At 59.4% G+C, this 26,405-nt stretch carries 26 protein-coding genes; 14 read left to right on the top strand and 12 right to left on the bottom strand.

The window, feature by feature from the left end; genetic code table 11:
* The first annotated feature begins 113 nt into the window (after positions 1 to 113).
* Genes queC through queE form a run of 3 tightly spaced genes read left to right on the top strand, consistent with a single transcriptional unit; the run spans position 114 to position 1,932 of the window.
* Positions 114 to 824 carry a 7-cyano-7-deazaguanine synthase QueC gene (gene queC / locus ACQZ5F_RS14640; protein ID WP_137086466.1) on the top strand — a complete coding sequence of 237 codons (711 nt, stop codon included), beginning with the start codon at positions 114 to 116 and terminating at the stop codon, positions 822 to 824.
* Positions 824 to 1,180 (top strand): 6-carboxytetrahydropterin synthase QueD, encoded by a 357-nt coding sequence (queD, locus tag ACQZ5F_RS14635; RefSeq protein ID WP_137086464.1) that lies wholly within the window; start codon positions 824 to 826, stop codon positions 1,178 to 1,180. Before queC ends, queD begins: the two co-directional genes overlap by 1 nt.
* A complete protein-coding gene (gene queE, locus ACQZ5F_RS14630; RefSeq protein WP_225338582.1) occupies positions 1,177 to 1,932 on the top strand; it encodes a 7-carboxy-7-deazaguanine synthase QueE in 756 nt (251 codons plus the stop codon). Before queD ends, queE begins: the two co-directional genes overlap by 4 nt.
* A 242-nt stretch (positions 1,933 to 2,174) precedes the next feature.
* Here the strand turns inward: queE and ACQZ5F_RS14625 are convergent, their stop codons facing one another.
* The 6 genes from ACQZ5F_RS14625 to ACQZ5F_RS14600 all read right to left on the bottom strand — a co-directional run bounded on the left by ACQZ5F_RS14625 (position 2,175) and on the right by ACQZ5F_RS14600 (position 8,247).
* Positions 2,175 to 3,224 carry a Gfo/Idh/MocA family protein gene (locus ACQZ5F_RS14625; RefSeq protein WP_225338581.1) on the bottom strand — a complete coding sequence of 350 codons (1,050 nt, stop codon included), beginning with the start codon at positions 3,222 to 3,224 and terminating at the stop codon, positions 2,175 to 2,177.
* Positions 3,225 to 3,230: 6 nt separating this feature from the next.
* Positions 3,231 to 4,016, bottom strand: coding sequence for a ThuA domain-containing protein (locus tag ACQZ5F_RS14620; RefSeq protein WP_046801358.1), 786 nt, complete (start codon positions 4,014 to 4,016; stop codon positions 3,231 to 3,233).
* Between the two features lie 57 nt (positions 4,017 to 4,073).
* Positions 4,074 to 5,102, bottom strand: coding sequence for an ABC transporter ATP-binding protein (locus ACQZ5F_RS14615; protein ID WP_225338580.1), 1,029 nt, complete (start codon positions 5,100 to 5,102; stop codon positions 4,074 to 4,076).
* A gap of 10 nt (positions 5,103 to 5,112) precedes the next feature.
* Positions 5,113 to 5,946: a carbohydrate ABC transporter permease gene (locus ACQZ5F_RS14610; protein WP_046801356.1), complete on the bottom strand. Its 834-nt coding sequence runs from the start codon at positions 5,944 to 5,946 to the stop codon at positions 5,113 to 5,115.
* Positions 5,943 to 6,917, bottom strand: a complete 975-nt coding sequence (locus tag ACQZ5F_RS14605; RefSeq protein ID WP_448730620.1) for a carbohydrate ABC transporter permease — start codon at positions 6,915 to 6,917, stop codon at positions 5,943 to 5,945. The genes ACQZ5F_RS14610 and ACQZ5F_RS14605 overlap by 4 nt, the downstream gene beginning before the upstream one ends.
* A gap of 64 nt (positions 6,918 to 6,981) precedes the next feature.
* A complete protein-coding gene (locus ACQZ5F_RS14600) occupies positions 6,982 to 8,247 on the bottom strand; it encodes an ABC transporter substrate-binding protein (RefSeq protein WP_225245673.1) in 1,266 nt (421 codons plus the stop codon).
* A gap of 267 nt (positions 8,248 to 8,514) precedes the next feature.
* Between ACQZ5F_RS14600 and ACQZ5F_RS14595 the strand changes: the two genes are divergently transcribed.
* The 3 genes from ACQZ5F_RS14595 to ACQZ5F_RS14585 all read left to right on the top strand — a co-directional run bounded on the left by ACQZ5F_RS14595 (position 8,515) and on the right by ACQZ5F_RS14585 (position 10,284).
* Complete coding sequence (locus tag ACQZ5F_RS14595) at positions 8,515 to 9,528, top strand: substrate-binding domain-containing protein (protein ID WP_137086458.1); 1,014 nt, start codon at positions 8,515 to 8,517, stop codon at positions 9,526 to 9,528.
* Positions 9,529 to 9,702: 174 nt separating this feature from the next.
* A complete protein-coding gene (locus ACQZ5F_RS14590; protein WP_035243556.1) occupies positions 9,703 to 9,900 on the top strand; it encodes a hypothetical protein in 198 nt (65 codons plus the stop codon).
* A gap of 225 nt (positions 9,901 to 10,125) precedes the next feature.
* Entirely contained in the window at positions 10,126 to 10,284 is a 159-nt protein-coding gene (locus ACQZ5F_RS14585) for a hypothetical protein (RefSeq protein ID WP_080842802.1), read from the top strand.
* Here ACQZ5F_RS14585 and ACQZ5F_RS14580 read toward each other — a convergent pair.
* A complete protein-coding gene (locus ACQZ5F_RS14580) occupies positions 10,281 to 10,871 on the bottom strand; it encodes a DNA-3-methyladenine glycosylase (RefSeq protein ID WP_448730621.1) in 591 nt (196 codons plus the stop codon). The two genes, ACQZ5F_RS14585 and ACQZ5F_RS14580, sit on opposite strands and share 4 nt — an antisense overlap.
* A gap of 97 nt (positions 10,872 to 10,968) precedes the next feature.
* On the opposite strand from ACQZ5F_RS14580, the gene ACQZ5F_RS14575 reads away from it, so the two are divergent.
* The 4 genes from ACQZ5F_RS14575 to ACQZ5F_RS14560 all read left to right on the top strand — a co-directional run bounded on the left by ACQZ5F_RS14575 (position 10,969) and on the right by ACQZ5F_RS14560 (position 14,162).
* On the top strand, positions 10,969 to 11,352 hold the full coding sequence (locus ACQZ5F_RS14575; RefSeq protein WP_046801350.1) for a hypothetical protein: 384 nt from the start codon (positions 10,969 to 10,971) through the stop codon (positions 11,350 to 11,352).
* A complete protein-coding gene (locus tag ACQZ5F_RS14570; RefSeq protein ID WP_046801349.1) occupies positions 11,349 to 12,134 on the top strand; it encodes an SDR family oxidoreductase in 786 nt (261 codons plus the stop codon). The genes ACQZ5F_RS14575 and ACQZ5F_RS14570 overlap by 4 nt, the downstream gene beginning before the upstream one ends.
* Positions 12,135 to 12,301: 167 nt before the next feature.
* Entirely contained in the window at positions 12,302 to 13,357 is a 1,056-nt protein-coding gene (locus ACQZ5F_RS14565; RefSeq protein WP_448730622.1) for a L,D-transpeptidase family protein, read from the top strand.
* A 19-nt stretch (positions 13,358 to 13,376) separates the two neighbouring features.
* Entirely contained in the window at positions 13,377 to 14,162 is a 786-nt protein-coding gene (locus tag ACQZ5F_RS14560) for a L,D-transpeptidase (RefSeq protein ID WP_046801347.1), read from the top strand.
* Between the two features lie 72 nt (positions 14,163 to 14,234).
* On the opposite strand, the gene ACQZ5F_RS14555 is transcribed toward ACQZ5F_RS14560, so the two are convergent.
* Positions 14,235 to 16,055: a methyl-accepting chemotaxis protein gene (locus ACQZ5F_RS14555; protein WP_448730623.1), complete on the bottom strand. Its 1,821-nt coding sequence runs from the start codon at positions 16,053 to 16,055 to the stop codon at positions 14,235 to 14,237.
* A gap of 145 nt (positions 16,056 to 16,200) precedes the next feature.
* Complete coding sequence (aptA, locus tag ACQZ5F_RS14550) at positions 16,201 to 17,535, bottom strand: omega-aminotransferase AptA (RefSeq protein WP_137086452.1); 1,335 nt, start codon at positions 17,533 to 17,535, stop codon at positions 16,201 to 16,203.
* A 146-nt stretch (positions 17,536 to 17,681) separates the two neighbouring features.
* On the opposite strand from aptA, the gene ACQZ5F_RS14545 reads away from it, so the two are divergent.
* The 4 genes from ACQZ5F_RS14545 to ACQZ5F_RS14530 all read left to right on the top strand — a co-directional run bounded on the left by ACQZ5F_RS14545 (position 17,682) and on the right by ACQZ5F_RS14530 (position 22,253).
* Entirely contained in the window at positions 17,682 to 18,230 is a 549-nt protein-coding gene (locus ACQZ5F_RS14545; RefSeq protein ID WP_045018487.1) for a cupin domain-containing protein, read from the top strand.
* A gap of 619 nt (positions 18,231 to 18,849) precedes the next feature.
* The gene (locus tag ACQZ5F_RS14540) at positions 18,850 to 19,527 is read left to right on the top strand and encodes a sugar transferase (RefSeq protein ID WP_046801344.1); all 678 of its coding nucleotides are present in this window, start codon (positions 18,850 to 18,852) and stop codon (positions 19,525 to 19,527) included.
* Positions 19,528 to 19,717: 190 nt separating this feature from the next.
* Positions 19,718 to 20,977 carry a polysaccharide biosynthesis/export family protein gene (locus tag ACQZ5F_RS14535; RefSeq protein ID WP_225338573.1) on the top strand — a complete coding sequence of 420 codons (1,260 nt, stop codon included), beginning with the start codon at positions 19,718 to 19,720 and terminating at the stop codon, positions 20,975 to 20,977.
* Positions 20,978 to 20,984: 7 nt separating this feature from the next.
* Entirely contained in the window at positions 20,985 to 22,253 is a 1,269-nt protein-coding gene (locus ACQZ5F_RS14530) for an O-antigen ligase family protein (RefSeq protein WP_225245678.1), read from the top strand.
* On the opposite strand, the gene ACQZ5F_RS14525 is transcribed toward ACQZ5F_RS14530, so the two are convergent.
* The 3 genes from ACQZ5F_RS14525 to ACQZ5F_RS14515 form a co-directional block, all read right to left on the bottom strand.
* A complete protein-coding gene (locus tag ACQZ5F_RS14525; protein WP_046801341.1) occupies positions 22,250 to 22,744 on the bottom strand; it encodes a hypothetical protein in 495 nt (164 codons plus the stop codon). The two genes, ACQZ5F_RS14530 and ACQZ5F_RS14525, sit on opposite strands and share 4 nt — an antisense overlap.
* A gap of 85 nt (positions 22,745 to 22,829) precedes the next feature.
* Positions 22,830 to 24,188, bottom strand: coding sequence for an HlyD family type I secretion periplasmic adaptor subunit (locus ACQZ5F_RS14520; RefSeq protein ID WP_046801340.1), 1,359 nt, complete (start codon positions 24,186 to 24,188; stop codon positions 22,830 to 22,832).
* A gap of 8 nt (positions 24,189 to 24,196) precedes the next feature.
* Positions 24,197 to 26,401, bottom strand: a complete 2,205-nt coding sequence (locus ACQZ5F_RS14515; protein WP_225338572.1) for a type I secretion system permease/ATPase — start codon at positions 26,399 to 26,401, stop codon at positions 24,197 to 24,199.
* Between the last annotated feature and the right edge of the window lie 4 nt (positions 26,402 to 26,405).

Raw genomic sequence — 26,405 nt, 5'->3', positions numbered from 1 at the left:
GACTTCGCCGCTTTCCTGTTTTTGCTGCAGCCCTTCACAATCCCTTCGCTTTGGTTTAAAGCCGCGCCGTATCCGGTCGCAGCCCACCCGGTCAAAACAAGGGATCCAAAATTATGAAAACCATCGTCATCTGCTCCGGCGGATTGGACTCCGTTTCGCTTGCGCATAAAATCGCGGCGGAACACGAACTTCTCGCTCTCGTCTCCTTCGACTATGGACAGCGCCACAGGAAGGAGCTGGATTTCGCCGCCGATTGTGCCAAACGGCTCGGCGTGCCGCATCATGTCATCGACATCAGAACCATCGGCGCGCATCTCACCGGTTCGGCGTTGACGGACGACATTGCGGTGCCGGATGGGCATTATGCGGAAGAGACCATGCGCTCCACCGTGGTGCCGAACCGCAATGCCATCATGCTCACCATCGCCTTCGGCCTTGCTGCCGCGCAGCAGGCGGATGCCGTTGCGATTGCCGTGCATGGCGGCGATCATTTCATCTATCCTGATTGCCGGCCGGGCTTCATCGACAGCTTCAATGCCATGCAGGCGCATGCGCTGGAAGGTTATGCCGATGTCACCCTGTTTGCGCCCTATGTCACGGTTTCCAAGGCGGCAATTGTTACCGATGCGGTGAAATACGGCACGCCGTTTGGCGAAACATGGTCCTGTTACAAGGGTGGTCTCACCCATTGCGGTCGTTGCGGCACCTGTGTCGAACGACGCGAGGCCTTTCATCTGGCCGGTGTTACCGATCCGACTGATTATGAGGATCCGGACTTCTGGGTAGCGGCCACCCATGCCTTTGCGGCACAGGAGGTGCGCTGATGTTCCGCATTACCAAGGAATTTCACTTCTCCGCCTCGCATCAGCTGAAAAGCCTGCCGTCGGATCACCAGTGCAACCGTCTGCACGGCCATAATTATATCGTTGAGGTCGAGCTATCGGGCGAAGCCCTGAACGAGCACGGTTTCGTGCGTGACTATCACGAGCTTGCGCCGCTGAAGCACTATATCGACGATCATTTCGACCATCGCCACCTGAACGACGTTATCGGCCATGATCGGGTGACGGCGGAATGCCTGGCGAAGCATTTCTACGACTGGTGCAAGGATCGCCTGCCGGAAACCAGCGCCGTGCGGGTCAGCGAAACCGCCAAGACCTGGGCGGAATACCGGCCATGACGGCGGCTGCACAAAAGATTGCAGCGAAGGAAACCACGATCCGCATCAGCGAAATCTTCGGTCCGACCATTCAGGGCGAAGGCGTGCTGATCGGTCTGCCGACCGTCTTCGTGCGTACCGGTGGCTGCGATTACCGCTGTTCCTGGTGCGATACGCTGCATGCGGTCGACAGCGCCTATCGCGACACATGGAAACCGCTGTCGGTCGAAGCGATCTGGCAGGAGGTACGGCGGCTTTCCGGCGGCGTGCCGCTGACGGTGTCACTGTCAGGCGGTAATCCCGCCATCCAGCCGCTGGGGTCGCTGATCGCAAAAGGGCAGGGCGAGGGGTATCGTTTCGCGCTGGAAACGCAGGGCAGCATCGCCAAAGACTGGTTTGCCGATCTCGACCATCTGGTTCTGAGCCCCAAGCCGCCATCGAGCGGCATGGAAACGGACTGGCGGGCTTTCGAAGACTGTCTTGCCGGCGCCGGCGATGGACCGCAGGTGGCGCTGAAGATCGTGGTGTTTGACGATGCGGATTATGCCTATGCCAAGGCGGCATCGGCGCGTTTCCCGCATCTGCCGGTTTATCTCCAGCCGGGAAACCACACTCCGCCGCCACCGGATGATGACGATGCGCGTGTTGATATCGATGGGGTGATGGACCGGATGTTGTGGCTGGTGGACAAGGTCAGCGAAGACCACTGGTTTTCCGCCCGCGTGCTGCCGCAGCTGCATGTGCTGTTGTGGGGGAATAAGCGCGGCGTGTAGATTGTGCGGGAGTGAAATTCCACGCCGTAGTCCGCGTCTTTAAGAAAGCGCATAGCGGATTGAGGGAGCGGGTGCCACTTGCTTCTTCTCCCCGCCGGGGAGAAGGTCGCGGCAGCGGGATGAGGGGGTAACGTCAGCGATATTCGGAGAGCTTGCCCCCTCATCCGACCCTTCGGGCCACCTTCTCCCCCTTGGGGAGAAGAAATACGCGGCAACGTCGTGCCGCATATTGTTCTTTCGCATCAAGCCGAAACGGCCAGCTCGCGCCTCTCCCGATCCGCGATGATCGACAGATCGAGCACCTTCTGCAGATTGGCCGCGTGGCGGAAATCCGGGTCGGCGGGGCCGCCTTCCATGACGGCCTTGGCGAATTTTTCGTAATTCGTCGGCACCGGGTCGACATCGATGGTCTTCCAGATCGCCTTTTCCACATCCTCGCCGATGCAGGCGCGCAGGCTGGAATAATCCGGGGTGTGGATCACTTCCAATGCGCCCTTGTCGCCATGGATGCGCAGACGAAGTTCGTTGAGGTGACCCGTCGCCCAGCGGCTGGCATGGATGACGCCCATGGCGCCGTTTTCAAGCTCGGCGGTCATGGTGAAGCTGTCATTGGCGTCGAGGTCGTAGACGCCAATCTTGTTGCCTTCATATTTGTCGAAGGTTTTCAGCCGCGTGAAGATGCGCTCCACATCGCTGCCCGCACCATAGGACGCGAAGTCGAGAATGTGGATGCCGACATCGCCCAGCACGCCGTTCGAGCCATGCTTGGTGGAAAGCCGCCACAGCCACTTGCTCTCCGTCATCCAGTCGCCCCAGGCCTTGGAAACGAGCCAACTCTGGAGATAGGAGGCTTCCAGATGCCGCACCTTGCCGATCTTGCCGGCCAGTACCATCTCGCGCGCCGCCTGCAAGGGGGCGACGTTGCGATAGGTGAGGTTGACCATGGCGACGAGGCCGGCCTTTTCAGCGGTATCGGCCATTTCAGCGGCCTTGGCGTAGTTTTCCGCCAGCGGCTTTTCGCAGAAGACATGCTTGCCGGCCGCCAGCAGCTTCAGGCTGGTGGGATGGTGGATGGCATCCGGCGTGACATTGGCTGCCGCATCGAATTCACCCCAGGCAATGGCGTCATCCAGCGAAGTGAAGGAGAGCGGGATGTTGTGGCGGAGCGCAAAGCCGCGCACCACGACATCGTCCACATCCACCGCTGCGACGAGTTCGACGCCGGGGATTTGCGAAAAATAGGTGGCATGGTTGTTGGCCATGCCGCCGGTTCCGAGAATGAGAAGTCTCATGGCTGTTTACCTGTAACCTGCTTCGCCTGCCTTGTGCAGCTTGGGGCCGCGTTCCTCGATCGGCTCCAGAGCCTTGTCGACGGGAACATTGGGGGCGTCGTGAATGCTTTTCAGTGCGCCAACGGGATTATAGGCCCATTTCACCGAATTGCTGATGACCTTCTGGACATTGGCATCGTGATAGGTAGGGTAGGTCTCGTGGCCGGGGCGGAAGTAGAAGATGTTGCCTGCGCCACGACGCCAGGTGAGGCCGGAACGGAAGACTTCACCGCCCTGGAACCAGGAGATGAACACCGTTTCCAGAGGCTCCGGCACGGAGAACTGTTCGCCATACATTTCCTCGTTTTCCAGCTCGAAATGCTCGGGCAGGCCGGCTGCAATCGGGTGGCGCGGATTGATGGTCCACAGGCGCTCGCGTTCACCCGCCTCACGCCATTTCAGCGCGCAGGGCGTGCCCATCAGGCGCTTGAACGGCTTGGAGAAATGGCCGGAATGCAGGACGATCAGGCCCATGCCTTCCCAGACGCGCTTGGCGACACGCTCGACGATTTCATCCTGCACCGCGCCATGATCCTTGTGGCCCCACCAGACCAGAACATCGGTCTTGTCGAGGCGCTCCTGCGAAAGCCCGTGTTCCGGCTCCTGCAACGTGGCGGTGGTGGCGTTGATCTCGGGGTTCTGGTTCAGCGCGTCGGCAATGGTATTGTGCATGCCGTTTGGATAGATCGAACGCACCGTCTCATTGATGTGTTCGTGGATATTTTCGCCCCATACAACGGTGTTGATGGTCATTTTCATGCTCCTCGGTGAAAGCCGGGACCTTGGGTGATCCCGGCGAAAGTGGAAATTTCAGGCGGCACCACGGGCGGGGTTGCGGGCAAGCGCCCGGCCTTCGGCGTCGAAACGGTGGATCTGCGCCGCATCCGGCACGATGGCGATACGTTCGCCAGCCGTGCGGTTGGTGACGCCCTCTTCGCGAACGACGACGGGTTCACCCGCGCCGATCTCGACATAGATATAGCTGTCCGATCCCAGCATTTCCGAATGCACGATTTCGCCGCTCCAGCCGCTGCCATCGGTGGCGATGGTGATGTGTTCGGGTCGGATGCCGATGGTTTTTGCGCCTTCGGATTCGGCATATTTGCCGGACAGGAAGTTCATCTTCGGCGAGCCGATGAAGCCGGCGACGAAGGTGTTGACAGGGCTTTCGTAAAGCTCCAGCGGTGTGCCGATCTGCTCGACCCGACCGTCGCGCAACACGCATATGCGGTCGGCGAGCGTCATCGCCTCCACCTGGTCGTGGGTGACGTAAATCATCGTCGTGTCATGCATCGAGCGGTGCAGCCTGGCGATTTCCAGACGGGTGGCAACGCGCAATGCCGCATCGAGGTTGGAAAGCGGCTCGTCGAACAGGAATACCTTGGGATCGCGCACGATGGCGCGGCCGATGGCGACACGCTGGCGCTGGCCGCCGGAAAGCTGCTTCGGCAGGCGCTCCAGATAGGGTGTGAGCTGCAGCATCTCGGCTGCTGCCTCCACGCGCTTCTTGCGCTGTTCCTTGTCCGCGCCCGAGAGTTTCATGCCAAAGGCCATGTTTTCGAACACGGTCATATGCGGATAAAGCGCATAGGACTGGAAGACCATGGCGACGCCACGCTTGGCGGGCGGCAGGCGGTTCACCGTTTCGCTATCGAAGGAGAGCGTACCACTGGAAATTTCCTCCAGCCCACAGATGAGGCGCAGAAGCGTGGACTTGCCGCAGCCGGAGGGGCCGACGAAAACCATGAACTCGCCGGAGCGGATATCCATGTCGATGCCCTTGATGACATCGAAGGCTCCGAAGGATTTGCGAAGATCGCGCAGTTGAATGGTGGTCATTTGGTTTCTCCTAGCCTTTGACGCCGCCGGCGGTGAGGCCGGAGATGATGCGTCGCTGGAAGATCAGAACGAGGACGACGAGCGGGGCGGTGACGATGACCGACGCGGCCATGATCGTTCCCCAGGGGATTTCGAACTGCGAGCCGCCCGACAGGAGCGCGATGGCGACGGGCACCGTGCGCTGCTCGTTCGATGAGGTGAAGGTGAGCGCGAAAAGGAATTCGTTCCACGCTGCGATGAAGGCGAGAAGCCCTGTCGTGACGAGTGCGGGCCACATCAGCGGCATGAACACCTGGGTGATGATGACCCATGGCGTCGCGCCATCGACAATCGCTGCTTCCTCGATCTCGATCGGCAGGTCACGCATGAAGGTTGTCAGCACCCAGACCGTGAAGGGCAGGGTGAAGATCATGTAGGAAAAGATCAGCGCCAGCGGCGTGTTGAAGATGCCCGCCCAGCGGATCAGTTCAAACAGGCCGGCGAGTACGGCGATCTGCGGGAACATCGAAACCGACAGGATGGTGAGCAGCAGCAGCGAGCGGCCACGAAAGCGGACACGGGCCAGTGCATAGGACGCCGTTACCGCAAGGAACAGCGACAATATGACGACGGAAGATGCAACGAACAGCGAATTGCCGAGATTGCGCAGGAACGTGCCGTTGCCGATGACGAAGCTGTAATTGGTCAGCGAGAAGTCACGCGGCCAGTAGTTGACCTGGAACAGCGCCGAGCCGGATTTCAGGCTCGTCAGGATCGCATAATAAAACGGGAATACCGAAATCACCATGATGATGGCGACCAGCGCATAAAAGGCGGTGGTTTTCAGGATGCTGGGCAGGGTCATCGCGCGGCTCCATCGGTGTTGACGCGCCCGAGCCACATGTAAATCACGGTGATCGAGGCGATGATGAGGAACAGCATGGTGGAGGCGGCAGCACCGTAGGAGAACTTGTCGAAATCGAACAGGTTCTCACGAGCCAGCACCGACATGGTGCGGGTCTGGGCATTATTCGGTGTCAGGATATAGATGAGGTCGAAGACGCGCATCGCATCCAGCATGCGGAAGATGACGGCGACCATGAGGGCGGGTCGGATCATCGGCAGGGTGACGCGGAAGAACACCTTGACCGGATGAATGCCATCCACCTTGGCTGCCTCATACATATCCTTCGGCACCATTTGCAGGCCGGCGAGAATGAGCAGCGCCATGAAAGGCGTTGTCTTCCAGATGTCGACGATCAAGACGGCGACCATCGCGGTTTCCGGATTGGCGGTCCAGGCGATCTTGCTGGAGATCAGCCCGAGATTGAGGAACAGGTCGTTCAATATGCCGAACTGGTCGTTCAGCATCCATGCCCACATCTGCGCCGAGACGATGGTCGGAATGGCCCAGGGCACGAGAATGGCGGCGCGCACGAGGCCGCGTCCCTTGAATTCGGCATTCAGCACCAGCGCGACGATGAGGCCGAGCACTGTCTCGAGACTGACCGAAACCACGGTGAATTTCAGCGTGTTGAGAACTGCGCCCCACCATGCGGGATCGGCTAGCAGGCCGCGATAGATGGTGCGGCCGCTGCTGAGCGTGATCCATGTCAGGTAATTCTTGAGGCCGACGAACTGCGCACCTTCGAGATTGGTGAGCGAGGCGTCGGTGAGGCTGAACCAGACGGTGCGCACGAGCGGCCAGCCGGCCACGAGTCCCAGCACCAGAAATGTGGGGGCAAGAAACAGCCAGGCGGATTTCAGTCGTTCCGACTGCAGGTCGGAGCCGGTGCTGGATGCCGCGACCGGCCTTTGAAGGGCGATGTCGTTCATGGGGATATCTCGCGGTTGGGGCGCGGAAAACGATCAGACGAGACCGCCTCCCGCGCGGGCCGGATTACCAGCCGTTGCCTTTGAGATCGGTCAGTTCAACCTCGAGAAGTTCGAGATTTTCCGCCGCCGTACCGTTACCGGAGAGCGTGTTGTGCACGGCGCCCCAGAACTTGGCCGAAACCTCGTTGTATTTTACCTTGGCCGAGGCGGATGGACGCGGAACGGCGGTCTGGAAGATCGGCTTCCATGTCGGCATGAAGGGCTGGGCGGCCGCGACATCCTTGTCGTCGTAAAGCGAGGCGATCGTCGGCATGTTGGAAAGCTGGATCGCGCGCAGCTTCTGGGTGTCCTTCGATGCCAGGAATTTCACGAGCTGGATGGCCGCTTCCTGATCGTCGGAATATTTCGAAACGGCGAGGTTCCAGCCGCCGAGTGTCGAGGCGGGGGCTTCACCTTCTGCACCGGCCGGAAGCGGGGTGACGCCGAACTTGTCTTTAATGGCGCTGTCGGCGCCGTTACCGAGCGCATAGGCATAGGGCCAGTTGCGCATGAAGACGGAATTGCCGGTCTGCCAGACGCCGCGCGCTTCCTCTTCCTTATAAGCAAGCACGCCCTGCGGCGCGATGGTGCCGACCCAGCCCTTGGCTGTTTCGATAGCGGCTGCAGCCTTCTCGTTGTTGATCGAGATATCGCCGTTGCTTTCGACGATATGGCCACCGCCGGCGGAGGCGATCCATTCCAGCGCGTTGCAGGTCAGGCCTTCATAGGCGCTGCCCTGGAAAACGAAGCCCCAGAGGTCCTTCTGTCCGCCCTCGCGTTCCTTGTCCTGAATTTCCTTGGCGGTCTCGCTCAGTTCCTTCCAGGTTTTCGGCGGCTGCTTGCCGTATTTTTCCAGAAGGTCCTTGCGGTAAAACAGCGCCGGCGCGTCGGTGAACATCGGCATGGCGACGAGCTTGCCGTCAACCGTCTGCGAGGCGACGATGGAGGGGAAATGATCGCCGATGACATCCTTGGTCGCTGCGGTCAGATCCACGAATTGCTCGGCCAGCTGCGGCGCCCAGATCACGTCCGTCTGGTAGACGTCGACATCCTTGTTGCCGGCGGCAAGCCAAAGCCGGTACTGGCTGAACTGCTCGCTTGATGATGACGGCATGGTGACGAGATTGACCTTGTGGCCGGTTTCTTTCTCGAAGGCGGCGATGCGTTCGCGGAAGAACGCGACGTTCTTGCCGGTCGAATTGGCGGCGATGGAAAGTTCAGCTGCCTGCGCGGAAGCAGCGGCAGAAAACACCACTCCGCACAGGAACAAAGTCTTCATGGAAATATTCATTGTCAAACTCCTCCGTTGACGCTCCCGATTATCCTCAAAATTGAAAGCGCTTTTGACTGACGGAAAGCTCGCAAAAGCTAGACAATCTGTCAATACTCTTTCTAATTGAGCGAGAATTGGGCGTTTTCGTCTGGAATTTTTCGGCTTTGCCTTTCAGGAAATCCAACTGTAAGGTTTCAGTTGAAAGAAAATTGAAATCGTTTTCAATTTTTGTCGGCTTGAAAAATCCGCAGCGGCAACGCATGCAGGGGCAAATTGGCAAAAAATATGAAGCTCAAGGAATTCGCAGAGAAGGTCGGGCTGTCGCCCACCACCGTCAGCCGGGCGCTTGGCGGCTATCCCGAGGTGCGCGAGGAAACGCGGCAGCGGGTGATGGAGGCTGCGCTGAAATACGGCTACCGGCCCAATGCCAACGCGGTCAGGCTGGCAACCGGCAGGGCGGGTGCCATCGGTGTCGTCATGGGTCGTTCAGGCGGCGGGCATTTCTTCTCGGAATTCATGGGTGGAATGGCGACCCGGCTGGAAGGGGAAGAGACCGACATCCTCGTCAGCGTGACTGTCGACAATGACCTTGACGAGGAACTGGCGATTTTCAGCAGGCTTGCGTCGAGCGGACGGGTGGATGGTATCATCGTGCATTCACCGCGCCCGGAGGATGAGCGCATTGCGCTGCTCAACCGGCTGGGTGTGCCGTTCATCGTGCATGGCCGCTCGAAGACACCCTTCGAACATGCCTGGCTCGATATCGACAATCATGACGTGACCTATCGTCCGACGATCCATTTTCTGGAGCGTGGACACAGGCGGATTGCTCTCATCAACGGTCCGGTCGGCCGTACCTTCGTGCAGGATCGGGAACAGGGTTTTCGCGATGCGCTGGCGACCCATGGCATCACGCCGGATCCGCGTTTCATGATTAGCGAGCATTTCAGCGAGGAGACAGCTTTTCGCTTCGCCCGCTCGCTTCTGGAGCAGACACCGCGTCCGACGGCCTTCGTTGCGGGTGCGATGATGACGGCGCAAGGTGTGTATCGCGCGGCGACCCAGTTGGGTCTGACGATCGGCAAGGACGTCTCCGTCATCGCCCATGATGACGTGTTTCCCTATCTCACCCCGGGAAGCATGATGCCGCCGCTTTCCACCACCCGCTCCCCCATGCGCATGGCCGGCATGCGGGTGACGGACCTGCTTTTGCAGATCATCGGCGGCAGGGCGGTGCGCGAAGTGCAGGAATTGTGGCCGGTGGAACTGATCCTGCGGGAGTCGGTTGGGCCTGCCTGAGCTTGTCGGCATAGCTCACTGATTCCACTCCATTTTGTGAACGTCAGTTGATAGCGTTCGCCTTTCGTCATCTATACGGCGGCGACATCTCATGTATAATCGAAGCAGTCGTGTTCGTTATGGAACAGGACTTGGGCCGGCGCGTTGAGGGGACGTGTCGAAGGAGGACGACGGATGTTTGAATTTTTAAAACCGCAACAGCAGCCTGTGATTGATGATGTGGAAGCGACCGGCACCTACGCGGACGCGCTGCTCAATGTTCCAAGCCCGGAACTGACCCGTTCGACCGCCCGTGAGCATGGCCATGAGGCCCACTCCCGCGATTATTGCGAAAACCGCGATATTTCCCGTAGCGCGCTCGGTTTTGCCTGAGCCGTAAAAAAAGCTTCTTCAAAAAAAAGGAACGGACGGCCGGTCCCGGCGTTTTCCCTGTACAACCACGGGGCGGCGCAACCGGACCGGAGGGACCTGATCGGCATATGACCGATGGGCGAATTTGTGCGTTGCGCCGCCTGAATGGCGACGGCGCAGGCGCGTTGTCCCGATAGATGAAAGCGTAATCCGGTTTGGGTCGCGCATTTATATCAGGAGGCCGCGATGTCGACCGTTCCCGTCGAACCCTATCCCGAACCACCAATGCCGGTGCCGCCGCAGCCGGATATTCCGCCGGTGGAAGAGCCGGAACCCGACAGGCTGCCGGATGAAATTCCGACCCCCAATCCCGACGAAAACGATCAGCCGCCGAAAGTGCTTTAAACTTCCTGCGTTCCCGGATTTTCGAACTTCTTGCTGATGAAGGACGAGCCTGCAAGCCCGAAGCGCCACGGATAATCCACCGCGCGGCTGATGCCGATGCGCCTGCCGCTGGTAACCGCTGCGGCTTCCTTCGGCAAACGCAGAAAAAACGGAGGGGCGTCGAGCGGCATGCCGTCCATGTCGCCGGTAATGGCCATGGCCTGACAAAGCCTGCCGGGGCCGGAACACAGAAGTTTTGGCTTGTCCGTTCCCCGCCGCAGTTTCATCATGTCCAGGCCGGTCAGCGGTTCGATCGCCCGCAGAAGCACGGCAGAGCCGGGCGCACACACGAAATTTGCGCACCAGTGAATACCATAGGACCGGTAGACATAAAGATGGCCGGCCGGGCCGAACATCGCCCTGTTGCGTGGGGTCTGCCCGTTGAAGGCGTGGGATGCCGGGTCGTCCGGATGGTAGGCTTCGGTTTCCACGATGATGCCACCGGCATTGCCGACGCGAAATTCCGCACCGATGAGCGCGCGGGCCACATCCAGCGCGTCACGCTTGAAGAAATTCGCCTGCATTTCCGGGCTAAAGGCCTGATTCATCTGGAACCCCTTCCGCTCTGCCGTCGTTGTGAATTCAGGTTTCAGTGTTACCGCATCGGCTGGATAAGCCGATACTTTTCAAATCGGAGGGCATGTCATGCAACTTTCCACGACCTATGTAAAACGCAATAACGGCGTCATATCCGTCGAGTTCGTCGGCAGCGACGGCGACCAGGTCTCCGTCCGCCTCGCCGACGGACTGGAAGGGATAGATGATGCAGAGGCCATCAAGCGCGCCAGTGCGGTGATGGTTCAGCTGACAGCTTTCGGCACCCGCCACGGCGCTGATGCGTCGTCGCAGTTTTCCGCGCTTGGAACGGCGCAGGGTGATGTTCCGCATGGTCAGGCAAGCGCCCGCACCGCGAAGGATCGCGATATTCTGGAAGAGGAATTGGACGAGGGACTGGAAGACAGCTTTCCAGCCAGCGATCCGGTTTCGGCCACGGTCACCTCGATAGCCTCGAGAAAAGGCGGGGTGTGACATTGGCTCATCGCAAAGTTGCTCTCGTCACCGGCGCAGGTTCCGGCATCGGACGTGCCGCCGCCCTTCATCTGGCTGCGGCAGGTTTTTCGGTTGGCTTGCTCGGCCGCACCGAATCCGAACTGCAGGCCGTGGCCGAGGAGATAAAGACCGCATCCGGCTCTTCCAAAGTTCTTCTCGCCGATGTTTCGGACGAGGCGGCCATGCGACACGCGGTCGCAGCGCTCGTGGAGGATTTCGGTCGCCTCGATGTCGTGGTGGCGAACGCTGGCGTCAACGGTGTCTGGGCGCCCATCGATGAGTTGAAGCCTTCCGAGTGGGACGATACGATCCGCATCAACCTGCGCGGCACCTATCTCACCGTGCATGCCAGCGTACCGCATCTGAAGGCGGCCGGTGGCGGCTCCATCGTGATCGTCTCCTCGATCAACGGCACCCGCACCTTTACCTCCCCCGGTGCTACCGCCTACTCCGTGACCAAGGCGGGGCAGCTTGCCATGGCCCAGCAACTGGCGCTGGAGCTTGGGCGTCACCGCATCCGCGTGAATGCCGTTTGTCCGGGCGAGATTGAAACGGCAATTGACGAAAACACCGATATACGCGGACGCGAAAAGACCGAGGTGCCGGTTCGTTTTCCGGCTGGCGATATTCCCGTGACCGGCGGCGTGGCGGGGTCGAGCGACGATGTCGCCGCGCTGATCGGTTTTCTGGCTTCGGACGCGTCACGCCATATTACCGGCACGCCGGTATGGATCGATGGCGGGCAGGGGCTGCTTCGATAAGTGCATCCGTCTACCCCGCTCCTCACGGGCTTGTGTCCCTATGATTAACGAAAGGGTAACGTCTGTTCACGAGACTTTGTCCATGTGCGAGGTTGCCGCGTTATGGCCACCTTCGCTAGTTAAGCGTCTGCCGGAAAGGCGGGCAAATCAGGCGGGCAGAACGATCCATGGACATGAAGGCATTGCTGGATTTCGCGGTTGCGGGGTTACGGCTGAAGGTGATGGCGGGGGTAAGAGTAGCTGCGGTCGTCGCGATCGGCGGCGGTCTTGCTGCGTGCACCTCCATGGGTCTCGATAGCGTCAAGAAGGACCCGCCGAAGCTGTCGTCCAAGATGATGGCGCAGATGTCTGCCAAGAGCATGCGGCCGGAAAGCCCGGTCCTCGTTCGTATTTTCAAGCAGGAAAGCGAACTTGAGGTCTGGAAGGTCGACAAGACCGGAAGCTATTCGCTGCTGAAGACCTATCCCATGTGCCGCTGGTCCGGAAAGCTCGGGCCGAAGATGAAGACCGGTGACCGGCAGGCGCCGGAAGGTTTTTATCACGTCTCGGCCGGCATGCTGAATCCGAATTCGCAATATTACGTCTCCTTCAATCTCGGTTATCCCAACCGGCTGGAATCGGCGCTTGGCTACACCGGCGAAGCGCTGATGGTGCATGGCGCCTGTTCGTCGTCCGGCTGTTACGCCATGACCGATCAACAGGTGGGCGAGATTTACGCCGTCGTGGCGCGTGCGCTGCAGGGCGGGCAGGATCGTTTTCAGGTACAGGCCTATCCCTTCCGCATGAGCGCACGAAACATGGTGGCGCATCGCGACGATCCCAACATGCCCTTCTGGCGTACGCTCAAGGAAGGCTACGACTATTTCGAGGTGACGCGACGCCAGCCCAAGGTCTCCGTTTGCGGCCGGCGATATGTCTTCAACAGCGAATTCGCCGAAGGCGAGCCTGCTGATCCTCTGGCGGCCTGCCCGCCAGCCACCAATCAGCCGGACCCGGCGGTGGCGTCGAAACTGGCCGAGGAACAACAAAAAATTGCCGCCGCGATGAACGAGGGAACTTCCGTACCTCTCAGCGCGTATGTAGACGGCGGCATGCATCCGAGCTTCCGTGCCATTCTGAAGTCCAGCGGCGCCAAGTCCATGGCATCGCAGGTTTCCGGCACGAAGTACCCTATCAGCCGCCCCGATGCGGCGCTGGCAGACCCCTTTGCCAGTGTGAGATGACGTAAATGAGGTTTTTCAATTGAACGAGACGACAACGACCCGGCGGGGTTTCCTGCTTGGAGCAGGTGGATTGGCGCTTGCCGGCCTTGCCGGCTGCAACACCACGGCGCGTGAAGCCGCACGGCCGGCCGCCCCCGCAGAAGATCCGATGTATGCGCTGATGTACGGCCCCAAGCCGGACGAACAGTTTCCGCTGCCGGAAATTCCCTATAAGCGGATTCCGCGCCAGTTCCTGCGGCAGATGGTGGCCAATCCCACGGGCGAGCGTCCCGGCGTCATCGTCGTCGATACGGCCAACCATTTCCTTTACCTCACCTATGAGAACGGTCAGGCCATGCGTTATGGCGTCGGCCTCGGCCGCGCCGGTTTCGAATGGGCCGGCCGCGGCGTCATCCAGTACAAGCGCCAATGGCCGCGCTGGACACCGCCCGATGAAATGATTGCCCGTCAGCCGGAGCTGGAGCCCTATAGCAGCCGCAATGGCGGCATGGAGCCGGGCCTCAAGAACCCGCTCGGCGCGCGTGCGCTCTATATCTTCAAGGACGGCAAGGACACGATCTACCGCCTGCACGGTTCGCCCGAATGGTGGACCATCGGCAAGTCGGTATCATCAGGCTGCGTGCGCCTCATCAACCAGGATATCGTCGATCTCTATAATCGCGTGCCGGATGGTACGCCGATCGTGGTGACGGCGCTTGGCCCGGCGCAGCAGGGCGTGCCGATCGGCCAGGAAGGCGTGCCCGTTGCCCAATATGGCAATGGCGTTGTTGGCGACGGCCTGTCGCAGCCGGTTCAGACTTACTGATAGACAAGAATTTCCAGCCGCTGAAATCAGCGGCTGGAAACGATGGACGGATGGCAACGCAATGCTTCCGCCTCAGGCCACGTGACGGATAATGTCATGGCCACCAACATCTTCCATATCCAGACGGAAACGTGAAACCAGCGCGCGCAGCTTTGCCGTTTCCGCGGCAAGCGTGGCCGAAGCTGCGGTGGATTGCTCCACCATGGCCGCATTCTGCTGGGTGGCGTGATCCATGGAGTTCACGGCCGCGTTGATTTCGGCGAGTCCCGTCGATTGTTCGGCGGCTGATGTCGCAATCGCCGTCATGTGCTGGTCGATGCCGGCGATGCGTTCGCCGATATCCTTCAGCGCCGTACCGGTATCGAGAACCAGCTTCACGCCGCTTTCCACTTCTGCCGATGATTGGCGGATATGGTCACGGATTTCGCTTGCGGCCTTTGCGGAACGCTGGGCAAGATCACGCACTTCCTGCGCCACCACGGCAAAACCTTTACCAGCCTCGCCGGCGCGGGCGGCCTCCACCCCGGCATTCAGCGCCAGAAGATTGGTCTGGAAGGCGATTTCGTCGATGACGCCGATGATGCCGGTAATCTGTCGCGATGATGTCTCGATGCGGCGCATCGCCTCTTCGGCGTGGCTGACCACCTCGACCGATTTCAGGGCGCTATGGTTGGCGTCGGTGGCGGCAAGCCGCGCTTCTGAAGTGCGTTTGTTGGCGTTTGAAACATTGGCCGTGATTTCCTCGAGCGCTGCGGCGGTCTGTTCGAGGGAGGCTGCCTGATTTTCCGTGCGGCGGGAAAGGTCAGAGGCGCCGGCGGCAATCTCGCGGCTGCTGCCGTCGATCGTGCCGATGCCATCGGAAATCGCAAACAATGTTTCGGCCAGCTGCCGGACAGAACTGTTGAAATCATGCCGCAGGGTTTCGAATTGCGGGGCGAAGGCCTGATCGAGCTGGAAGGCCAGATCGCCCGAAGCCAGCCGCTTCAGACCGCTAGCGAGGCCTGATGTGGCAATGCGCAATCGTTCGGAAGCGTCCTCCTCGGCCTGCTGGCGTGCTGCTTCCTGATCGGCTTGCGCCTGCCGGCGGGCTGCCGCCGCCTGTTCTTCAAGTACTTGATTGGCGATTGCCGCCTGTCGGAATATTTCGACCGCGCCGGACATGGAGCCAATCTCATCCTTGCGATCGATGCCGGAGGGTGGCTGAGACGTATCGCCGCCCGCCAATGTTTCCATGTTCTTTGACAATTGCAGGATGGGTTGGATAACCGATCTGCGGGTGAGAAGGAAAAGCCCGACGGAGAAGATTGCCGCCAGAACCAGCAGGACCTTCAAGGCAAGGTTGATCGTCGCCTTGGTCTTTTCGCTTTCGGCCGAGGCGGCATCGGACAGGGCCTCGATCTGGTCGCCGGCCACTTCCATCGCTTTTTCCAGCGCCGAGAATTGCCGCATGAACTCGGGCATCAGCTTGATCGCCTCTTCCGGGCGGGAACCCGCAAGGCCGACAACCGCATTGGCCGCTTCCATATAAGCGAGCAGTGGTTTTTCGACGCCATCAATCACGGCCTTGACGTTTGTGCCTGCTGACAGGGACCTGTTGGCCTCGATCATTTCGCGGAAGCTGGCTTCATGTTCGCCAAGGTCAGCCTCAACCGCCTTAAGGTCGAGGCCCATGCTGGCATTGGTGGAAAGAATGGCGGCAAGTACGTCGGAGCGCAATGCATCATGCATCATGTCCGCTTGCATGTGGTTGCGCAGCACTTCGGCCGAAAGTGCGACATATTCACTGTTACGGTTTAGCGTTTCCGTTGCCCACATGCCAACGCCCGTGGCGGCGCCGGTGATGGAAAAGATCGCAATGCTTGCCAATATTATCTTTTTCTGAATCGACGCCATGGAGACGTTCCCGCGCTGTTGGTTATACTGCGGAAAAATAATAGAACATGCTTAATAAATGATCTATTTGCGGGCTGATTTTGATAAAAGCGAAAAAAGGCTGCAATTTGTATTGCAGCCTTTCCTATATTAGAAATTTATACTTTTAATTTGCGCGTTTCAGCGCGTCACCGAGGATCGAGACGATGTCGTCGAAATGGGATTTTTCGGCGATCAGCGGCGGCGAGAGGGCGATGATGTCGCCGGTGACGCGGACAAGCAGGCCGCGCTCGAAGCAATCCACAAAGATATCATAGGCGCGCGCGCCGATGGCGCCGTCGCGCGATTGCAGCTCGATGCCGGCGATGAGGCCGATGGTGCGGATGTCGATAACGTTCGGCAGGCCCTTCAGCGAATGGATGGCGTCGTGCCAGACATCCTGCAATTCGGATGCGCGGGTGAAAAGGTCTTCATCGCGATAGATATCGAGCGCGGCAATGCCGGCGGCGCAGGCGACGGGATGGCCGGAATAGGTATAGCCGTGGAACAGCTCGATCTGGCTTTCCGGGCCATGCATCAGCGCATCATGCACCTTGCGGCTGGTGAAGACCGCGCCCATGGGGATCGCGCCATTGGTCAGCCCCTTGGCGGTGGTGACGATATCAGGCGTAACACCGAAATAGTTGCTTGCGAAGGATGAGCCCATGCGACCGAAACCGGTGATGACTTCATCAAAGATCAGCAGAATGCCGTGCTTGTCGCAGATGGCACGCAAGCGCTCCAGGTAACCCTTCGGCGGCACCAGCACGCCGGTGGAGCCGGCCACCGGCTCGACGATGCAGGCAGCGATGGTTTCCGCGCCATGCAGGGCGACCAGCCGCTCCAGATCGTCGGCAAGTTCTGCGCCGTGCTCGGGCTGGCCCTTCACGAAGCTGTTCCTTGCAGGATCATGGGTATGACGCAGATGGTCGGCGGGTATCTGCGGGAAAACCCGGCGGTTGTTGACGAGGCCGCCGACGGAGATGCCGCCGAAACCGACGCCGTGATAACCGCGCTCACGGCCGATCAGGCGGCTGCGGGTGCCCTGGCCGATGGCGCGCTGATAGGCGATGGCGATCTTAAGGGCCGTATCGACCGATTCCGAGCCGGAGCCGGTGTAGAAAACGCGATCAAGCTTTGCACCTTCAGGGCCGGGGGCGATTTCCGCCAGCCGCTCGGCGAATTCGAAGGCGACGGGATGGCCCATCTGAAAGGAGGGCGCGTAATCCATGGTCGAAAGCTGGTGCTTGACGGCGGAGGCAATCTGCTGGCGGCCGTGGCCGAGATTGACGCACCACAGGCCAGCCGTGCCATCGAGAACCTGACGGCCGTCATTGCTGGTGTAATACATGCCCTCGGCGCTCGTCAGCAGGCGGGGATTGGCCTTGAACTGCCGGTTGGCGGTAAATGGCATCCAGTAGCTGTCGAGTGAGGTGGAATTGGATCGGCTGGGGTTGTCCATCATGGTTCTCCTGTTCGTTGCCGATGATTGAAAGCTATTTTTCAGAGCGAACAAGCCCTTTTCTCTCTGTGGCCAAGTCATTGAAAATGCTGTAGGCGAAATGCAGTGTTTTCGATATTTCGAACAACGGTAACGGGGGCGGCAGCATGTCGGTGGATATAGGCGGGCGTTTGCGCCATTTACGGCTGCGTCACAACATTTCCCAGCGTGAACTGGCAAGGCGCGCCGGTGTGACCAATTCAACGATTTCGCTGATCGAGAGCAATACCTCCAACCCGTCCGTCGGAGCGCTGAAGCGTATTCTGGACGGTATACCGATCGGCCTCGCCGAATTTTTCGCCTTCGAGCCGGAGACAAACCGCAAGGCCTTCTATCGGGCGGATGAGTTGGTCGAAATCGGCAAGGGGCCGATCTCCTTCCGGCAGGTGGGCGACAACGTCTTCGGCCGCAGCCTGCAAATCCTGAAGGAATGTTACCAGCCGGGTGCCGATACCGGCAAGGTGCCGTTGGTGCATGATGGCGAGGAGGGGGGCATCATCCTCTCCGGGCGTCTGGAAGTGACGGTTGATGAGGAGCGGCGGGTGCTGGGGCCGGGCGATGCCTATTATTTCGAGAGCCGCAGGCCGCATCGCTTCCGCTGCGTCGGTCCCGTGCCCTGTGAAGTCATCAGCGCCTGTACGCCGCCCACCTTCTGATTCCACAGCGTTCTGCTTGATGTGAGGGTTGCAGAGCACTCTGCTTATCGCAAGCGGAGCCGAATCCTAGCCGGGGCTCGAATATTTTGAAGATATTCTGCGGCTCCAGCGCGGTTTTTTGCCATTGTTTTGCCGCTTTTGCGCCGCTCTTGCAATTTTTCCATCGCTTTTTCTTGGCGAAGGCCGAGTGTCGGGTAAAAAAATCCTGGCTAATATGTCAAATTTTATATGCATTGCCGCAATCTTGCTGCGGCGCAAAAAAATTTAATAGTCTGTTACACGCATGGCTGTTCTTGGCGTTCCTGTGTCATCCGATTAAGCCATAAGAAACATATAAGAAAAGACTGTAGGCGGTCGAAAATACAATACATGCCAGGAGGCCACCCATGCTCTACGCACATGGCCGTAAGCGCATTTGTTTCTTTTTTATGCAACGCTTAATATTGCCCGGAGGTTGATCGACCGCCGCCGCAAGAAATCGCATAGACGGTCATGGGCAATGTGCCTTACAAAAAATCCATTAGCATCAAATTCCGAACACAGACTTGTTATCTCCTTTAGACGGAAAGACGCGCCTTCGGGCACCGACCAATCGCAAAACATAAATGGAGTTCTCTCTATGAAGTCCGCGACCCAATCGGCTGAACAGACACTCAGTTCCGAAGATTTCGATGTCAGTTTCCCTATCGGGGGCATCGCAAAACGCAGCTTCGATATGGCATCGGCTGCACTTGCGCTGCTCATCTTCAGCCCGATTTTCCTGCTGATCGCCGCTCTGGTGAAATTTTCCGATCCCGGTCCGATCTTTTATGGTCACCGGCGTGTGGGACATAATGGCCGCTATTTCCATTGCCTGAAATTCAGGACGATGGCGATGAACGGTGACGAGATGTTGCGGCAATATCTTGCCGCCAACCCGGAAGCCGCCGAGGAATGGCGCGCGACCCGCAAGCTCAAGAACGATCCGCGTGTCACCGCCGTCGGCGCCGTGCTACGCAAGCTTAGCCTTGATGAACTGCCGCAGCTCCTCAACATCATCCGTGGTGAAATGAGCGTGGTTGGCCCGCGCCCCGTCGTTGACGAGGAGCTGAGCTATTATGAAAGCGCTGCCGCTTATTATCTCAGCACCCGTCCGGGCCTGACCGGCCTGTGGCAGATCAGCGGCCGTAACGACGTATCCTACAAGACCCGCGTGGCTTTCGACACGCAATATGTGCAGAACTGGTCGATGCGGCAGGATGTCTTCATCATTGTCAAGACCATTCCCGCCGTGTGCCTGTCGCGCGGCAGCTACTGAAATCAATATTGAGTTCGGCTTTATCGATTTTCGTTTCGACACGCACCCGACCGGGATCCCAAGTCCGGTCTTCGGGTGCGTCATTGGTGCTAACAATAGCGGCCGCTTTTGCGGCGCTGCGCAGCCGGGCTTGCCCGGTTGCCTATCGTCTGATCGCCTGCATGGCGATCAGCAAACAGGGAGTCTCCCGATGAACGGCCTTTTTGCCACCCCCCGCCGTCCGCTTGCCGCCCTCGTGCTTGCCGCTTCCGTCGCCCTGGCCGCACCGCTCCCCGCAATGGCGGCAGAGGGTGGGCAATATAAGCTCGGCACCGCCGACAAGCTGCGCATCCGTGTTGCCGAATGGCAGCCGGCCGATGGCAGCATCCGCAACTGGGACGTCATCAATGGCGATTATTCCGTCGGCCCATCCGGCGCGCTGTCCTTGCCATTTATCGGCCAGCTGGATGTTTCGGGGAAAACGCCTTCGGAAGTCGGTGAGGCGATCGGCGCCCAGCTTCAGAGCAAATTCGCACTTCGCAACCTTCCCTCGGCTTCCGTCGAAATCGCCCAGTTCCGGCCGATCTTTCTCAGCGGCGACGTGCAGACGCCGGGCGAATATCCCTATGCCGCCAATCTCACGGTGCTGAAGGCCGTCAGCCTTGCCGGCGGCCTGCGTCGCTCCGACGCCGGCCAGCGTTTTGCCCGCGACTTCATCAATGCGCGCGGCGATGCCGCCGTCTACGACAATCAGCGGGCAAGGCTGCTGGCGCGCCAGGCGCGGTTGATTGCCGAGGTCAAGGGCGATCAGGCCATCGCCAAGACGCCTGAAATGGAAAAGATCAGCGAGATCGATACGCTTCTCGCCAGCGAAAGCGCGCTGATGAAATCCCGCACCGAGCGTTATACGCTTCAGCTGAAGGCGTTGACGGATCTGCATGCCCTTTTGCAGAGTGAAGTCGAATCGCTGAATAAAAAATCGGAAACACAGAACCGCCAGCTCCAGCTCGCCAACGAAGACCGCGACCGCGTCAACCGGCTGAATGAACAGGGGCTTGCGCTGTCGCAGCGGCGTATCTCGGCGGAAGAGCGCGCGGCGGAGGTGGAATCCACCCTTCTTGATATCGATACGCAGTCTCTGCGCGCCAAGCAGGACATCAACAAGGCGACCCAGGACGAGATCAACCTGCGCAACGACTGGGTGGCGCAGCGTTCCAAGGAATTGCAGGACACCGAAGCGGAACTCGACAAGCTCAATCTGCAGCTGACCACCAGCCGCGAATTGATGTCGGAGGCGCTGGCGCAATCGGCCGAAGCGATCCGCTTCGATCCGTCGGGCAAATCCGCGACCATCACCTATCTCGTGGTGCGTGAGGAAAATGGCAAGCCGAAGGAAGTGAAGGTGGAAGAAAACACCCTGCTTCAGCCCGGCGACGTCATCAAGGTTTCGTCCGAAATCCTGATGCAGTGAGGTTTGCATGCGGATTGCCAAATCGGCGCTGATCGATCCCGAACGCAATGAAATCTTCGGAATGGCGGCTATTGCGCTGTCATTCTTCGTGTTCGCCTATTCGTCGCGTTTCGGGCAAATCTCGGTTCTGGCCTATTATGGCATGTGGCTGCCGCTGGTGGTGGTCAATTACCGGCAGGTGCTCGGCAATTATCCGCGTTATCTGTGGATATTCGCCTTCGGCATCCTGACTGTGCTGTCCAGCTTCTGGTCGGAGGCCGCGTCGGTAACCATGCGCGCCTCCATCCAATATATGACGCATATTGTCTGCGCCCTGATCGCCATGCGCGTCATCTCGATCCGCACGTTGACGCGCGGCGCGCTGATCGGCATCGCCGTGGTTCTGCTCTATTCGCTGCTGTTCGGCATCTATCTCTTCGATGCGCTTGACGGCACCTATAGTTTCGTTGGCGCCTTCTCATCGAAGAACCAGCTCGGTTTTTATGCCTCGCTTGGCGTCATTTTTGCCGCCGCCTCCGTGCTGGTCCTGAAACAGAGAGGCATCTGGCTGCCGATTGCCGGTGTTACCGGGCTCTTATCGGCCTATAGCCTCATCGCATCGCAATCGGCCACATCCACCATCACCACGGCGGCTGTGGTTGCGCTCATCATCGGCTTCATCCCGATCGGCATGCTGTCTCCCGCCAATCGCAAGATGACATTTTTCGTGCTTGGCGGCCTTGGTGCGCTGCTTGTGGTAGCCTCCCTGCAATTTGGCCTGCTCGATGCCATTCTCGGTGTTTTCGGCAAGGATTCGACGCTTACCGGCCGCACCTATCTCTGGCAGCAGGGCATAGAGGCGGCAAAACAGACGCCGATCCTGGGTGTCGGTTATCAGGGGTTCTGGGTGGCGGGTTTTGCCGATGCCGAACGGCTTTGGAACGACTTCTTCATTACCGGCCGCACCGGCTTCCATTTCCATAATACCTATATCGAGACGGTGGTAGAGAACGGCATCGTCGGAATGGTGCTGCTCGGCATGGTGCTTTACGGCACGCTGCTCGGACATCTGCGCTCGGTGCTGATGCGCAAGAGCGATCCGCAGGGCGTTATTCTCTTTGCGATCTGCGCGCTGTTCGTGGTGCGCTCCTTCGTGGAGATCGATATCATCTTCCCCTACCAGATCGGCTCGTTCCTCCTTTATTTCGCTGCGGGCAAACTGTGCCTGCCAGTGAAAGCGGCGCAGAATGGTGAAACTCACCCGGCGATCGGTATGCGGTTGCAGACGAGAGCCTAGAGGTAATCCGCCGAGACATGCGGGCTGGCGTGGATGAATTTCCACATGTCCTTGCTGACATCGACGATATCGGCAATCGACTTTTCCAGATGCTCGATTTCCTTCTCGTCCATGCGTTCGACCTTGCCGTAACGAACCTTGCTGTCGTCCTCCACCAGCCGCATCAGCTGGGTGCTGGCGATTTCACCCTTTTCGTCGAAGGAATAGATGCAATGATTGTATTTGTTGCGCGTCCGCGCTTCTTTCTTCAGCCGCGCCATGATGGAGAGAATGGTCTTGCGGTCCTGTGTCGGCGTTGAGGGGAGTTTCGCCAGACGCTCGATGAGGTCCATGCGCGCCCGTGTGGTATTGAGCGTCAGAAACACGACGATGGCCGCTTCCTTCTCCACTTTCAGGAGATGGACGATCAGATAGATCATCAGGCTTTCGGTGTTGGTCCATACATAATTCAGCCTGCCGACCAGCAGCAACACATCCGACATCACCGCCATGCTGCTTCTCCCGCCCCGGCGAAATATATTCGGATATTATATGCTGAGCGCTGCGGAAAAGACAGTATAGGTTACTGATATTTCTTCATCTTTCCTTGAAGGCGCGGGACATGCTGTCGGAGATCGGCTTGGTCAGATATTCGAAGAACGTGCGCTCCGAGGTCTGGATCAGAACGTCGGCCGGCATGCCGGGCACGGGGTGGAAATTATGGACCTTGGCGATCTCGTCGTCGGAAACCTGCACGCGCACGATATAGACGTCCTTGACCTGAAGGCCGGCATTTTCCTCGATGCTGTCGGCGGAAACGTAAAACACCTTGCCGTTCAAAACCGGTGTGGTGCGGCGGTTGAGTGCTGACAGACGGATCGCGGCGGTCTGGCCTTCGTGTAGTTGGTCGATCGAAGTTCTGAGCACCTGTGCTTCGAGGATCAGGGGAACATGGGCGGGCAGGATTTCCATGATCGGCTTGCCTGTGGTGATGACGCCGCCAGGGGTGTGATAATAGGCCCGCACCACCGTGCCGTTGACGGGGGAGCGGATGACGGTGCGTTCCAGCACCTCGGCGGCGCCGCGCACCTGTTCCCGGACACTGTCGAGATCAGATTCAGCCGTTTCCAGCGCGTCGAGCGCTGCCTGCTTGTTGGCGTTGACGGCGATGACCGCTTCCTGCTTGAACTTGGCGATTTCCGCCTCACTCTGGTTCATTTCGCCGGTCAGACGGGCGATATCGCCCATGGCGTCGGCAATCGCGCGTTCCAGTGCCAGCATATCGGTCTTGCGGATGACGCCGTCCTTGGCGAGCCTTTCCTTGGAATCGCGTTCCTGCGTCAGAAGGGCGAGTTGCCGGTCGAAGGACTGTTTTTGCCCGTTATAACCCGTATAGCGGAATTCCAGAGAGCGGATGTTCTTTTCGATCAGGTTCAACTGCTCGTCGAGCTTGACGATTTTGCTGTGGAACACGATGTTCTGGCTCTGGATAATGGAGTTGATGTCAGGATCGCCGGCTTCCTTCATGACGATCTCCGGCACCTTGAAGCTCTTTTCGCCCTGCGCTTCGGCGCGCAGGCGCGTCACGATGGTTTCAAGGCGAAGACGCCGCAGCTGCAACATGCGCTCATTGGCCAGCGCCGTCGTCTTGTCTAGCGTCAGCAGTACGTCGCCTTCCTTGACCGTGTCGCCCTCGCTGACCATCATTTCCTTGATGATGCCGCCTTCCAGATGCTGGACGATCTTGTTGTTGCCGGTGGCGACAAAGCTGCCCTGGGCGATGATGGCGGAGGAGAGCGGTGCGGTGCCGGCCCAATATCCGAAGCCGCCGAATGAGGCGAGCAGCACGGCAAGGCCGATGGAACTATGCAGGCGGATGGAGCGCGGCACCTCGCTGTACCATTCCAGCTGGCCCTGTGGTTTGATTTCGGCAATGGCGTTTTTCTTCTTGAACATGACGATCCTCAACCCTCGATCTGCGGGGACTGGTTGGCCGGACGGCCATTGCCGGAAAGCGCTTTCAGCACCTCGATCCTTTCACCGAACATGGCAAGCGATCCGTCCTTCAGCACCATGATCTTGTCGACACATTGCAAAAGTGCGGGGCGCTGGGTGATGGTGACAGTGGTGATGCCCTGTTTCTTGGCGTGCAGCAGCGCCTTGGCCAGCGCCTGTTCTCCTTGTGTATCGAGGTTGGAGTTGGGTTCGTCCAGCACCACGAATTTGGGATCACCAAAGAATGCGCGGGCAAGCGCGATGCGCTGTTTCTGGCCGCCGGACAGCGGCGCACCATCGGCGGCGACCACGGTTTCATAACCCTGCGGGAAACCGGCGATCAGCTCATGCACATCGGCGAGCACCGCCGCCTCGTAAATCTGCCGATCGTCGATGTCGTCGCGCATGCGGCAGATATTGGCCTTGATGGTACCGGGGAAAAGCTGCACGTCCTGCGGCAGATAACCGATGCTTTCACCGAATTGCCGCTGGTCCCAGTTGCGCAGGTCCATGAGATCGAGGCGCACATTGCCCGAGGTGGGCAGGATGGAGCCGACCAGCATCTTGCCGAGCGTCGTCTTACCGGAGCCGGAATTGCCGATGATGGCGAGCGATTCCCCCTTTTTCAGCGAAAAGGAAATGCCGTTCAAAATCACCTTCTTTTGCGGCGGCGGTACGAAGAGAATGCGCTCCACATCGAGACGCCCCTCCGGATTGGGCAGGCGCAGGCGCGGGAAATTCAGCGGAGAGCTGATGAGAAGCTGCTTGATGCGGCCATAGGAGGCAGCGGATTTGTTGAACTGGTGCCACCCTTCAATCGCGCCTTCGATGGGCGCCAGCGCACGGCCGGAAATGATAGAGGCCGCGATCACCATACCGCCGGTCAGTTCGCCGGAAAGCGACAGATGCGCACCCCAGCCCAGAAGCGCCACCTGGGTGATCATGCGGGCGGCCTTGGAGACGCCGGAGAACATGATGTTGCGATCCTGCGCCGCCACATGCGACTTCAGCGATCCGGCCGTTTCACGGCCCCACATCTTCACCGCCTCGGGTATCATGGCGAGCGCATTGATGATCTGCGAATTGCGCGACATGGAATCGAGGTGGAAATTGGCCCGGCTCAGATAACCGGAGGCTTCGGAAAACTGCCTTGCGGTGAAACGCTGGTTCAGCCAGGCGATGATGAACAGCACCGCGCAGCAGACCATGATGATGATGCCGAGATGCGGATGGACGAGATAGACCACCACGATGAAGAGCGGCATCAGCGGCGCATCGAGAAATGCAATGAGCGTTCCCGACGTCAGGAAGGAGCGCAGCTGCTGCAGGTCCTGCAGGATCTGGTAGTCCTTGCCGTTGCCATGCAGGGATGCGCGGGCGGCGGCCGAAAGGATCGGCGCGCCAAGCTGCACCTCAAGCTCGACGGCGGTGCGCATCAGGATAAAGCGACGGATGGCGTCCATGAAAGCCTGCAGCAGAACCGCGCCAAGCACGGCCACCGTCAGCATGACAAGCGTGTCCATCGAGCGGCTGGTCAGCACCCGGTCGGAAATCTGGAACAGATAAAGCGGGATGGCGAGCAGCAGGATATTGATGGCGATGGTGAACAGCATCACCACCACCATGTTGCGGCGAACGGCAGCGATGCCCTTGGCAAGACTTGCGGCGAAATTGATCGGCTCGCTGCGCTTGTGGAAGCCGCTCTGACTTCCGCCGCCGCCACCTCCGCCTCCTCCGCCGCCATTGTCCGTCGGCTCCTTGCCGCCACCACCGGTCACTGGCCGGCGTTCGTTTTCGCGGATCGGACCGTCATTATTGTCGATGGTTTTGACGAAAGGCAGGTCTGTATTGTCAATCTTGGCCTGCGGTTGCGCCGGGGAGGCTGGCTGCCGGTCCGGCTGTGGTGCCGGCCTCACCGGGGGAACGTCCCGCAATTGTTCGGGATGTCCTGTTTTCGCAAGCGGTTCGGGTGGAGTTTGCGGGGGTGTTGGCTGGGTGGGGGATGCAATGATTTTTGCCGCCTGTTCCGCGCCGGACAATTGGCGCAGATTTTCGACGGCTTCGTTGATGGCTGAAATACAGGCGTCCGTCAGTTTGCTGTCTTCCGCTTCCTGATCCAGCGGCAAGTCCAGCGAGCGTCCGTCGGCAATCGTTTTCCTTGAGATATGATCCATTTTA

It is taken from the genome of Agrobacterium sp. 22-210-1, from assembly GCF_053522525.1.
Note: the sequence above shows the minus strand (reverse complement) of the source record. Positions and strands in the feature narration are given on the sequence as shown.